Raw genomic sequence first — 12,471 nt, 5'->3', positions numbered from 1 at the left:
TTGACCGAGAGATGTGAAATTTGCTAACTCGAATTAGCTTAGGTTTTGCACTGAAAACGAGACAAGAGAATTGTGCAGGATCTGTGAGCAGTTTCACGATGAGCGGTCAAAATTCGATCGGCGTCAGGTATTACGATTCAGCGAAAATAGCCTTATCGGATATTTATCAATAAGTTAATAAATTACCTTTGCACAGCGTCACAATTTGAATACAAATGATTTGGCTAAATTCTGACCCTAAAATAGCTTTTAAAGACGCAAGCTAAGTCGAGTTAGCTTACTTATAAAACCGTTATGCCAGTGATTCATTGCCTTTCCAACACAGGAATCTTGCAATGTCAGAAACTCTTATACAGATGAAGCGGATAACGAAACGCTTTCCCGGCGTCCTTGCGCTGAGCCAGGTTGATTTTGATTTACGTCGCGGCGAGGTGCATGCCCTGCTGGGCGAAAACGGCGCCGGTAAATCGACGCTGATGAAAATTCTGTCCGGCGTGTATCAACCTGATGCGGGAGAGATCCTGTTTGAAGGCCAGCCGGTTTCATTCAGCGATCCGCTCAGCGCCCAGCTGGCGGGTATTACCATCATCCATCAGGAATTCAATCTCTTTCCCGATTTAACCGTCGAAGAGAATATCTTTATTGGCCGTGAGTTTTGCAAAAACAGCCGCTGGCAGCTCGATAAACGAGCGCAGCGCCAGGCGGTTGAGAAAATACTGCAAACCCTGAATTTAAAGATTGCCCCGGATGCCCGGGTCAGTGATTTAACCGTGGCTCAGCAGCAGATGGTGGAAATTGCCAAAGCCATTTCCGTTAACGCAAAAGTGCTGATTATGGATGAGCCCACCGCCGCGCTGACCGAGAGCGAAATAGAGAGCCTGTTCGAGGTGACGCATATGCTCAAGGCCCAGGGAACAGGTATCGTCTACATCTCGCACCGCCTGGAGGAGCTGGCGCTGATTGCCGACCGCGCCACGGTAATGCGCGACGGGCAGTACATCGCCACCGTCGATTACGACAGGGTGCAGATTAGCGAGCTGATCGCCATGATGGTGGGCCGCCATCTCGACAATATCTATCCCAAACGCCCACCGCATCAGCGCACCGAGAAAGTGCTTGAGGTAACTGGCCTGACGCGCAACGGCGTGCTGAAGGATATCGATTTTACCCTCTGGCGCGGGGAGATCCTCGGCCTGGCCGGTCTGATGGGCGCGGGCCGGACGGAGCTTGGCAGAGCGCTGTTTGGGGCCGATCCAATCGACGCCGGCACCCTGACGCTGAACGGCACGCCAACCCGCATCAAAGACGTGGCGGACGCCATTGGCAAAGGCATCAGCTATTTAACCGAAGACCGCAAAAAAGAGGGGCTTGCCCTCGGCCTCTCCGTTGAAATGAACATCATGCTCGGCAATTACCCGGACTATTCCGGCGTGGCGGGCAACGTTGATGAAAAACGCTGCCGGGCGTCCAGCCAAAAACTGGTGGATGCGTTGCGAATTAAAACGCCGCATCTGGAACAGGCGGCCCTCAACCTCAGCGGCGGCAATCAGCAAAAGATCATCATCGCCCGCTGGGTCTGTAAAGACACCGACATTTTAATTTTTGATGAGCCAACCCGGGGAATAGACGTCGGCGCCAAGCTGGAAATTTATGAATTAATGAACCGCCTTGTCGCTAAAGGTAAATCGATCATCATGATTTCATCCGAACTGCCGGAAGTGTTGGGCATGTGCGACCGCATCCTGGTGATGCGCAGCGGTCGTATTGCCGGCGAAATAGAGGCTGAGCACGCCACTCAGGAAAAAATCATGCAATACGCCACGCTGGAGGATTAATCATGTCCGTTACCGTCCCTTCGCCGCAACGCGGGAATGCTTCTGTGAAGATAAATAAAGCGCTACTGATGCGCCTCGCCCCCCTGTTTAGCCTGGTGCTGCTGGTGCTGTTTTTCAGCTTCAGCTCACCGTTCTTCTTTAATACCGAAAATATCATGACCATCGCCCTGCAAACGGCGGTGATTGGCATCATGGCTATTGGCGTCACCTTTGTGATTATCACCGCCGGGATCGACCTGTCGCTTGGCTCGGTGGTGGCCTTTTCAGGCGTTGCAGTGGGGATCGCCGCCGGGTTTGGACTGCCGCTGCCGGTGTGTATTCTGGCGGGCGTGCTGGCGGGCGGCGTGTGCGGCTATGTGAACGCATTTTTGGTGACGAAGATGACCATCCCGCCGTTTATCGCCACCCTCGGGCTGATGATGTCGGTTCGCGGCATCAACATGGTGATGACCGACGGGCGCGCGATTTACTTCTCTGACTACCCGCAGTTCCGAATGCTGGCGCAGGGCCGTCTGTTCGATGTCCTGCCCTATCCGGTGTTTTACCTGGTGATTGTGGCGCTGATTGCCATGTGGATCCTGAAAAAAACGGTGATGGGGCGCTATATCTACGCCGTCGGCAGCAATGAAACCGCAGCGCACCTTTCCGGGATCAACGTGCAGCGGGTGAAGATTTTCGTCTATGCCTTCTGCGGCCTGTTAACCGGCGTGGCCGGGGTGATCCTCGCCTCTCGCCTCAACTCCGGCCAGCCCACCGTGGGGGTGGGTTACGAGCTGGAAGCTATCGCTGCCGTGGTTATCGGCGGCACCAGCCTGATGGGCGGCGTGGGTACCATCGGCGGCACCATCATCGGCGCGTTCATTATGAGCGTGCTGAAAAACGGCCTCAATTTGATGGGGGTCTCCCAGTTCTGGCAGATGGTGGCGATGGGAGTCGTGGTCGTTGCTGCCGTCTATCTGGATACGTTGCGTAAAAGAATGCGTTAGGTTCCCGACATAAAAAAGCCCTGCAAACCCTACTACGGAGCAAAATAATGAAAACCAGCCATATCCTGAGCGCCCTGTCGCTCGCCGCAATCATGACCAGCAGCGCGCTGGCGAAAGAGTTAAACCTGCCGGTGGTCAGTAAAGGCTACCAGCACGAATTCTGGCAAACGGTCAAAATGGGGACCGAAGCCGCTGCAAAAGAGCTGGGGGATAAGACCAGCTACGTAGGCCCGGCGGATGAAACGCAAATCGCCGAGCAGATCCAGCTGGTGGAAAACACCATGGCGCAAAAACCGGACGGCCTGCTGCTGGCTGCGCTGGACGCCAACGCCCTTGCCCCGCTGGTGGAAACCGCCAACAGCCGCGGGATCAAGGTCGTGACCTTTGACTCCGGCGTTAACTCCGATATTCCGGCCAGCTTTGTCGCCACCAACAACCGCAAGGCGGGCGCGCAGGCGGCCGATGCGCTGGCCGAACAGGTCGGCAAAAAAGGCAAGGTGGGCATTATTGCGCACGTTGCCGGAACAACATCGGCTATCGAACGCTCCGAAGGTTTCAGCGAAGAGATGAAGGCGAAGTACCCGGACATTCAGGTGCTGCCGGTGCAGTACAGCGACGGCGATCCGCAAAAAGCGATGGATAAAACCATCGATATGGTTCAGGCCAACCCGGATATCGCGGGCATTTATGCCACCAACGAAGGTTCAACGCTGGGCGTGGCGAACGCCATCGACAGCCAAAACCTGAAAGGCAAAGTCAAAGTCATCGGCTTCGACAGTACCGAAGCGATCATCAACTTCCTCAAGAACGGTGTGATCCAGGGGTTTGTGGTGCAGGACGCATACCAGATTGGCTATCAGGGGATTAAGGCGCTTAATGCGGCGATCGCCGGGCAGACCGTGGCGAAAGAAATTGATATTCCAGTCAAATATGTCAACGCGCAGAATATCAACACCCCTGAAATTGATAAACTGCTGCATCCGTTTGGTAAAAAATAAGGGAGTTCAGGATGAGTGACGGCTATTTCCTCGGGGTTGACGTCGGATCGGCCAGCGTGCGCGCCGGGCTGTACTCCGCACAGGGCGAGCGTTTGCGCTTCGCGACCCGCCCGATTTCGCAGTTTCGCGCCGACAACGCGCGCGTAGAACAATCCTCTGCGGAAATCTGGCAGCAGGTTTGCGCCGCGGTACGGGAAGCCGTCAATGCATCCGGGGTCGCCCGCGACGCGATCCGCTCCATAGGGTTCGACGCCACCTGCTCGCTGGTGGCGCTGGACGCCCAGGGCCATGGCCTGAGCGCGTCGCCGGACAGCCCGGCGGCGCAGGACATTATTATGTGGATGGATCACCGGGCGCAGGAGGAGACTGCCCGCATCAATGCCACCCGCGACCCGGCACTTGGCTACGTGGGCGGCGAGGTGAGCATTGAGATGGAGCTGCCAAAGCTGCTGTGGCTTAAAGAACGCCATCCTGAAACCTGGAACAACGCCTGGCGCTTTTTCGATCTGGCTGATTTTCTGGTGTGGAAAGCGACCGGTCAGGACGTCGCCAGCCTGTGCACCCTCACCTGCAAGTGGAACTATCTGGCGCACGAGGCGCGCTTCAGCGATACGCTGCTTCAGGCCGTGGGGCTGGAGAGCCTGCTGACCAAAATCCCAGAGACGATCCTCGACGTGGCCGACCGCGCCGGCACGCTAAGCCCGCTGGCCGCACAAGAGCTGGGATTACCCGAACACGTTATTGTCGCCAGCGGGATGATTGACGCCCACGCGGGCGGCGTGGCGCTGACCGGCGCACAGCCTGAAGGTACGCTGGCGCTGATTAGCGGCACCTCAAACTGCCATATGCTTGCCAGCCAGACGGCGATCTTTACTCCCGGCGTCTGGGGCCCGTACTGGGGGGCGATGCTTCCCGGCTACTGGCTGACGGAGGGCGGGCAAAGCGCCGCGGGCGCGCTGGTTGACTGGACGCTGCGCGAGCATCACGCCAGCGCGGCGCTGTTTGCCAAAGCCGAGGCGGCGCAACGCCATCCGGTCGCGGTAATTAACGACTGGGTGGCCGCGCTGGAGCAGGAAGAGAAATACCCGACCCGTAACCTGCATGTTCTGGCGGATCACCACGGCAACCGTTCCCCGCGCTCGCGCCCGGACGCCCGGGGGAGCGTAGTGGGGCTGACGCTAGAAACCGGCGAGCGCGCGCTGGCGAGGCTCTACCTTGCGACGTTGCAGGCTATCGCCTACGGCACGCGGCATATCATCGACACCCTGCACAATCACGGTCACAGGCTGTCGCGCATTGTTATCTGCGGCGGGGCGACCCATAACCGGCTGTGGCTGCGGGAGTATGCCGATGCCACCGGCTGTCACATTCACCTTCTGGCTGAAGAAGATGCCGTTACGCTGGGGGCTGCACTCTGTGGCGCGGTTGCCAGCGGCGCGTGGGCAACGCTGTCCGACGCGACCCGGGCGATGGTCAACACCGGCGACGCCATCGCCCCTCGCCCGGAAACCGCCACCTTCCACCAGCAAAAATATGCCGCCTACCTGGCGCTATGGACCCAGCAGCAGGCGCTTAATCAACTGATGCAACAGGAAATGTAATGGCAGGATGCGTATGCTTTATCTGCGGTTTTTCACACACGAAAAGGATTGAGGCGTAGCGATGGCCAAAACAGTTGAACAGATAGCGAAGGATCTGAATTTATCCGTTACCACCGTGCGCCTGGTGCTGGGCGGCAAAGCCGGGCAGTACCGGATCAGCATGAAAACGCAGGCCAGAATCAATGAACACGTTGAGCGCTACGGCTACACCCTGAATCATTCAGCACGCAGCCTGAAGCTGAACAAAACCGAGACGCTGGGGCTGATCGTCCCCAATATCTCGAACGTGTTCTTCGCCACGCTTGCAGAAAAGCTGGAGCTGCGCTGCCGCCGTTCGGGCTATCAGCTGATGATCAGCTGTACCTACAACGACGTGGACTATGAGAACAAGCTGGTCAGAGCCCTGATGGCGCGAAACGTCGATGGCCTGTTTATCGTCCCCTCGACGCTGGAAAACCAGCAGCATCATCTGCGGCAGATCCAAAAGCCGCTGGTGCTTCTCGACCGGGATTTTGGCTTCACCGACAACGCGCTGGTGGAGAGTCATAACGAAGCCGGTGGCGATGAACTGGCGCGCAGCATGTTGGGCGTCAGCGATACCCCGCTCTGGTTCCTGGTAGGCGATACCGCCCTGCCGAGCATCACTGACCGACTTAACGGCTATTTGCATGCCCTGAACACGGCGGGCATTGATCACCGCGACTGGGTGATTGAAGGCCCGGACAATACGCCGCAGGGAGGATATGCCCTGATGGACAAACTGATCGACAGCCATGGCGTGCCCCAGGCCTTTATCGCCTCGTCGCTCCCGGTGCTGGAAGGGGCAATCGAGGCGCTGCGCGCGCGCGCCGGCACCGTGCCGCAGCACATCAATATCGGTACGTTCGATGAACACCCCATGCTGGGATTCCTGCCGAACAGCGTCTGGTCGATGCAGCAGGATGAAGATACCTGGGCGGAAAAAGCGTTTGAGCTGATGCAACGAGCCATCGACGGCGAAGCGGTCAACGAGACGGCGAAGGTGGATATGAAGCTGGTCAAACGTTCCCGTCAGTAAAAATAAAACTGTACCCGGAGAATAAAAATGGAACGAGCCAGATTAGCCAGAGACATCATCGACACCTGCCTTGAGATGACCCATCTGGGATTGAATCAGGGCACCGCAGGCAATATCAGCGTGCGCTACCGCGACGGCATGCTGATCACGCCGACCGGCATTCCCTACGAGCGCCTGACCGAAGAGAGCATCGTCTACGTTGATGCCGGGGGTCGCCACGAGGAGGGGAAGCTGCCGTCCAGCGAATGGCGTTTTCATCAGGTGGTGTATCAAACCCGCCCGGAAGCCAACGCGGTGGTGCATAACCATGCCGTCCACTGCACGGCGGTTTCGATACTCAATCGTCCGATCCCGGCCATTCACTACATGATCGCGGCCGCGGGCGGCAACTCAATCCCCTGCGCGCCCTACGCCACCTTCGGCACGCGGGCGTTATCCGAACACGTTGCCGTTGCCCTGCGCGATCGCAACGCCACGCTGCTGCAGCATCATGGGTTAATCACCTGCGAAGAGAGTCTCGAAAAAGCGCTGTGGCTGGCACAGGAGGTGGAAGTGCTGGCAAAACTGTATCTGACAACGGTGGCGATTGTAGACCCGGTTCCGGTGCTGGATGACGACGAAATTGCCGTCGTGCTGGAGAAATTCAAAAGCTACGGCCTGCGCGTGGAAGCGTAATTTTTTTACCCGGGGGTGCTTTTATTACACCCTCGTAATATCTCTTAAACAAACACCTATTTACCACACTTATCACCCCGCCTAAACTATGGCCTGCTTTTTGGTAGAGGTGGTAATGAACGATTATAAAATGACGCCGGGCGAGTTGCGCGCGACCTGGGGTTTAGGGACTGTTTTCTCGCTACGTATGCTTGGCATGTTTATGGTCCTGCCTGTTCTGACCACGTACGGCATGGCGCTTCAGGGCGCCAGCGAAGCGTTGATTGGCCTGGCCATTGGTATCTATGGTTTAGCCCAGGCCATTTTCCAGATCCCCTTTGGCCTGCTGTCAGACCGCGTGGGCCGTAAACCGCTTATCGTCGGCGGGCTGCTCGTCTTTGTGCTCGGCAGCGTGATTGCCGCCCTCTCCGACTCCATCTGGGGGATTATTCTTGGCCGCGCCCTGCAAGGCTCCGGCGCGATTGCCGCTGCCGTCATGGCGCTCCTGTCGGATTTAACCCGCGAGCAAAACCGCACCAAGGCGATGGCGTTTATCGGCGTCAGCTTTGGCGTCACCTTTGCCATCGCGATGGTTCTCGGCCCGATCATTACCCATCACCTCGGCCTGCACGCCCTGTTCTGGATGATCGCCGTGCTGGCGAGCGTGGGTATCGCCTTAACCCTGTGGGTGGTGCCGGACAGCAAAAACCACGTCCTCAACCGTGAGTCCGGCATGGTGAAAGGCTGCTTCAGCAAAGTGTTGGTTGAACCGCGCCTGCTGAAGCTGAACTTCGGCATCATGTGTCTGCATATTCTGCTGATGTCGACCTTTGTCGCCCTGCCGGGCCAGCTGGCGGCTGCGGGCTTCCCGGCGGAAGAACACTGGAAAATTTATCTGGTGACGATGCTCATCTCCTTCCTCTCGGTGGTGCCGTTTATTATCTATGCCGAAGTGAAGCGCAAGATGAAGCGCGTTTTCGTGGGCTGCGTGGCGCTGCTGCTGATTGCGGAGATCGTGCTGTGGGGCTCCGGCCCGCACTTCTGGGAGCTGGTTGCCGGCGTGCAGCTGTTCTTCCTGGCGTTTAACCTGATGGAAGCCCTGCTGCCGTCGCTGATCAGCAAAGAGTCTCCTGCGGGCTATAAAGGCACGGCGATGGGCATTTACTCCACCAGCCAGTTCCTCGGCGTGGCTATCGGCGGCTCGCTCGGCGGCTGGGTGGACGGCCTGTTTGACTCGCAAACCGTATTCCTGATGGGGGCGCTGCTGGCGATGGTCTGGCTGTTTGTCTCCAGCACCATGAAAGAGCCACGCTACGTGAGCAGCCTGCGCGTTGAAATCCCTGAGGGCATAGAGATTAGCGAAACGCTGAAACAGCGGCTTGAAGCCACGGAAGGGGTGAATGAAGTGCTTATCGTCCCGGAAGAGCGCAGCGCCTATGTCAAAATTGACAGCAAAGTCACCAACCGGTTTGAAGTGGAGCAGGCGCTAAACGCCTGAAAAAATGCCCGGTCTGACCGGGCATTTTCGTCTTAATCGCGGAAGTTTTTAAACTGGAACGGCTGTCCCAGATCGCCGCCGCGGATCAGCGCCATTACGCCCTGCAAATCATCACGGGATTTACCGGTAACGCGGATCTCTTCGCCCTGGATCTGCGCCTGGACCTTCAGCTTGCTGTCCTTGATGAGCTTAACGATTTTCTTCTGCACCGCGCTCTCAATACCCTGCTTGAGTTTGGCTTCAACAAACCAGGTTTTCCCGCTGTGGACAAACTCTTCCGGCACGTCCAGCGAGGTGCCTTCAATGCCGCGTTTTAACAGCTTGGCGCGCAGAATATCGAGCAGCTGATTGACCTGGAAATCAGACTCGCTCAGCACTTTAATGGTCTTATTTGCGTCGTTCAGCTCAAACGTCGCCTCAACGCCACGAAAATCGAAACGTGACTCAACTTCACGGCTTGCGTTATCCACGCCGTTGCGGACTTCCTGGATATCAACTTCGGAAACAATATCGAAAGATGGCATCTTTTCTTCTCCCTTCATTTTTGTTGCGTTGCATAATACCCGTAACGAGGCATAACGAGAAGCTTAGCTGACGGCGCTATACTTAGGCCGTAACACCTGGCGCAGTTGCAGGTGAGGAGGAACAATGAAAATAACAGTGCTCGGATGCGGGGCGCTTGGTCAGCTGTGGCTGACGGCGCTGTGCAAGCACGGACACGAGGTACAGGGCTGGCTGCGTGTGCCACAGCCCTATTGCAGTGTAAACCTGATTGATGAAGACGGAAGCATCTTTAACGAATCACTCATCGCCAACGATCCGGATTTTCTGGCGCAAAGCGATCTGCTGCTGGTCACGCTGAAAGCGTGGCAGGTTTCAGATGCGGTAAAAGCCCTGGCGGCCCAACTCCCCCCGACATCGCCTATTCTGCTGCTGCACAACGGCATGGGAACCCTTGATGAGCTGAAAAGTATCGCGCAGCCGCTGCTGATGGGCATTACCACGCACGCCGCGCGTCGGGATGGCAACATCATCGTCCACGTTGCCAGCGGCGTAACGCACATCGGCCCTGCCCGCGAACAGGATGGCGACTACAGCTATCTGGCTGACGTTCTGCAAAGCGTGCTGCCGGACGTGGCCTGGCACAACACTATTCGCCCGCAGCTGTGGCGTAAGCTAGCGGTGAACTGCGTGATAAATCCGCTGACCGCGCTGTGGGATTGCCCCAACGGCGAGCTGCAAAATCATCCGCAGGAGGTTGCCGTGCTGTGTGCCGAGGTGGCGGCAGTGATTGAGCGTGAAGGCCTGCACACGTCGGCGGAGGATTTACGCTATTATGTCGACCAGGTAATTGATAGTACGGCAGAAAATATCTCGTCGATGCTGCAGGACGTTCGGGCGCTACGCCATACCGAAATCGACTATATCACCGGCTATCTGTTAAAACGCGCTCGCGCGCACGGTGTTGCAGTGCCGGAAAACGCCCGCCTGTATGACCTGGTTAAACGTAAGGAGAGTGAATATGAGCGTGTCGGCACTGGTCTGCCTCGCCCCTGGTAGCGAAGAAATGGAAGCCGTGACCACCATCGATGTGATGGTACGCGGCGGTATCGCCGTCACAACGGCCAGCGTGGCCAGCGACGGCAATCTGGCTGTCACCTGCTCACGCGGCGTGAAGATCCTCGCCGATGCGCCGCTGGTGCAGGTGGCGGATGGCGATTACGACATCATCGTGCTGCCTGGCGGTCTGAAAGGCGCGGAGTGTTTTCGCGACAGCCCGCTGCTGGTTGAGACCGTTCGTCAGTTTCACCTTTCAGGGCGCATCGTCGCCACTATCTGCGCCGCAGCCGGCACGGTTCTGGTGCCGCACGATCTCTTCCCGATTGGCAACATGACCGGCTTCCCTGCGCTCAAAGAGACCATCCCGGAAGATCAGTGGGTGGACAAGCGCGTTGTCTGGGACCCGCGCGTCAACCTGCTCACCAGCCAGGGGCCAGGTACGGCGATTGATTTCGGGCTGAAGATTATCGACCTGCTGGTCGGGCGCGAGAAGGCCTACGAAGTGGCTTCGTCGCTGGTGATGGCGGCGGGAATTTATAATTTCTACGAAGCCTGATGCATAAAAAAGCCGGGTGACGGCTACGTCTTACCCGGCCTACAAGACCACAACGCAGGCCCGGTAAGCGCTCGCGCTACCGGGCAAGAACGCTACGGGCGATACACCTTCACATTGGCAAAGCCCTGCTCACGCAGATAGAGCGCCTGCAGACGGCTCATCACGCCACGCTCACACCACAGCAGGTAGGTTTTGCTCTGATCAAGATCGCCGAATTTGGTGCTCAGCTTGTAGAACGGCAGAGACACGACCTCAACGCCTTCAACCTGCAATGGTTTGTCGTCCTGCTCGTCAACGGAGCGAATATCAAGGATCGCGTCGTTAGCGCCGAAACCGCTGACGGTTTCAACTTCTACGACGTCCTGCTGAGTCTGCTGAGCGATCTCGCGGATATCGATGTTCGACGCTTCCGCCACCACCTTATCCAGGATTGCGAAATCAAAGTTTTCTTCTTCCGCTTCGATTTTCGCCTTCACCGCCTTCACGGTTGGGCTTTTCGAGATCACGCCGCAATATTCCGGCATGGTACGGGCGAAATCTTCAGTGCCGATTTCACGCGCCAGATCGATGATGTGCTCTTTGTCATGGGAGATCAGCGGGCGCAGGATCAGCGTGTCGGAGACGTTATCGATCAGGCGCAGGTTGGTCAGGGTCTGGCTCGACACCTGGCCCAGCGCTTCGCCGGTGACCAGCGCCTGCACGCCGTAGCGCTCAGCCACTTTCGACGCTGCGCGCACCATCATGCGCTTGAGCACCACGCCCATCTGACCGTCGTCGACCTTCTCCAGGATTTCACCGACAACCGGTTCAAAGTTGATCGCCACAAAGCGTACACGGTGGGAGCTACCGAAGCGGTTCCACAGATAATGCGCCACCTGACGTACGCCAATTTCATGCGCCGCGCCTCCCAGGTTGAAGAAGCAGTAGTGAACGCGACAGCCACGACGCATCAGCATATAGCTGGAAACGCCGGAGTCAAAACCGCCAGAGATCAGCGACAGCACATCTTCCTGCGTGCCGATCGGGAAGCCGCCGATACCTTCGTAGCGGCCTTTCACCAGCAGCAGGCGATCGTTCTCGATTTCGAGATTCACGGTCACGTCAGGGTGAGTCAGACGCACGCGCGCCGTTTCAACGTGCTGGTTCAGACCGCCGCCAACGTAGCGTTCCACTTCAATTGAGCTGAACTCATGCTTGCCGCGACGCTTCACGCGCACGCAGAAGGTTTTGCCTTCGATCTGATCGCGATACTGCGCCAGCGCCTTCTCAAAGATGTCATGCAGGGAAGTGAAGGGTACATCTTCCACTTCCAGAATATGGTGGATACCCGGAATGCGGGTCAGCGCGTCGCGAATATCCAGACGCTTGTTTTCGTCTTTCGCGCGAACTTCTACGTGGTCCCAGTGACGCACCACGGCAAGGGTGTCATCGTAGTGCTTTAATACGTTACGGATGTTCCCGGTGAGAATTTTAATAAAGCGCAAACGCACAGATTGGCTTTTGATGGTGATTTCAGGGAACAATTTAATGATAAACTTCATGGCGGCAATGTTTCTTAGGCAAGCGATAAGGCTTGTAATGGAAAAGTACAGCAGCCCCTATAACCGAAGGCTGCTTCCAGGCGCGCAAGTATACCACCATCGCGCGGCTCCTGTGCACATTGCGCGTTATTTGATAATTGCCCCGAGTCCGTTACCATGTCGGGGCTGAGAATATAAGAGTCAAT

General features: G+C 57.2%; 11 protein-coding genes. 9 read left to right on the top strand and 2 right to left on the bottom strand.

The window, feature by feature from the left end; translation table 11 throughout:
* The first annotated feature begins 335 nt into the window (after nt 1-335).
* The 7 genes from ACWKX3_RS10700 (at nt 336) to ACWKX3_RS10670 (ending at nt 8,629) form a co-directional block, all read left to right on the top strand.
* Nucleotides 336-1,835, top strand: a complete 1,500-nt coding sequence (locus ACWKX3_RS10700) for a sugar ABC transporter ATP-binding protein (RefSeq protein ID WP_454541725.1) — start codon at nt 336-338, stop codon at nt 1,833-1,835.
* A 2-nt stretch (nt 1,836-1,837) separates the two neighbouring features.
* Nucleotides 1,838-2,821, top strand: a complete 984-nt coding sequence (locus ACWKX3_RS10695; RefSeq protein ID WP_101738159.1) for an ABC transporter permease — start codon at nt 1,838-1,840, stop codon at nt 2,819-2,821.
* A gap of 47 nt (nt 2,822-2,868) precedes the next feature.
* On the top strand, nt 2,869-3,819 hold the full coding sequence (locus tag ACWKX3_RS10690) for an ABC transporter substrate-binding protein (RefSeq protein WP_006176892.1): 951 nt from the start codon (nt 2,869-2,871) through the stop codon (nt 3,817-3,819).
* Between the two features lie 11 nt (nt 3,820-3,830).
* A complete protein-coding gene (locus ACWKX3_RS10685) occupies nt 3,831-5,420 on the top strand; it encodes an FGGY-family carbohydrate kinase (protein ID WP_454541724.1) in 1,590 nt (529 codons plus the stop codon).
* Between the two features lie 61 nt (nt 5,421-5,481).
* A complete protein-coding gene (locus ACWKX3_RS10680) occupies nt 5,482-6,477 on the top strand; it encodes a LacI family DNA-binding transcriptional regulator (protein ID WP_006176890.1) in 996 nt (331 codons plus the stop codon).
* Nucleotides 6,478-6,504: 27 nt separating this feature from the next.
* Nucleotides 6,505-7,152, top strand: coding sequence for an L-fuculose-phosphate aldolase (gene fucA, locus ACWKX3_RS10675; RefSeq protein ID WP_137271673.1), 648 nt, complete (start codon nt 6,505-6,507; stop codon nt 7,150-7,152).
* A 115-nt stretch (nt 7,153-7,267) separates the two neighbouring features.
* Complete coding sequence (locus ACWKX3_RS10670) at nt 7,268-8,629, top strand: MFS transporter (RefSeq protein WP_042320811.1); 1,362 nt, start codon at nt 7,268-7,270, stop codon at nt 8,627-8,629.
* Nucleotides 8,630-8,661: 32 nt separating this feature from the next.
* On the opposite strand, the gene ACWKX3_RS10665 is transcribed toward ACWKX3_RS10670, so the two are convergent.
* Entirely contained in the window at nt 8,662-9,153 is a 492-nt protein-coding gene (locus ACWKX3_RS10665) for a YajQ family cyclic di-GMP-binding protein (RefSeq protein ID WP_042320808.1), read from the bottom strand.
* Between the two features lie 124 nt (nt 9,154-9,277).
* Between ACWKX3_RS10665 and panE the strand changes: the two genes are divergently transcribed.
* Nucleotides 9,278-10,189 carry a 2-dehydropantoate 2-reductase gene (gene panE, locus ACWKX3_RS10660; RefSeq protein WP_454541723.1) on the top strand — a complete coding sequence of 304 codons (912 nt, stop codon included), beginning with the start codon at nt 9,278-9,280 and terminating at the stop codon, nt 10,187-10,189.
* On the top strand, nt 10,152-10,745 hold the full coding sequence (yajL, locus tag ACWKX3_RS10655) for a protein deglycase YajL (protein ID WP_042320805.1): 594 nt from the start codon (nt 10,152-10,154) through the stop codon (nt 10,743-10,745). The genes panE and yajL overlap by 38 nt, the downstream gene beginning before the upstream one ends.
* Nucleotides 10,746-10,837: 92 nt before the next feature.
* Here yajL and thiI read toward each other — a convergent pair whose 3' ends face one another.
* The gene (gene thiI / locus ACWKX3_RS10650; protein WP_058609301.1) at nt 10,838-12,286 is read right to left on the bottom strand and encodes a tRNA uracil 4-sulfurtransferase ThiI; all 1,449 of its coding nucleotides are present in this window, start codon (nt 12,284-12,286) and stop codon (nt 10,838-10,840) included.
* Nucleotides 12,287-12,471: the final 185 nt, after the last annotated feature.

It is taken from the genome of Enterobacter sp. UPMP2052, from assembly GCF_053709675.1.
This window is presented reverse-complemented; position numbering and strand designations above follow the sequence as displayed.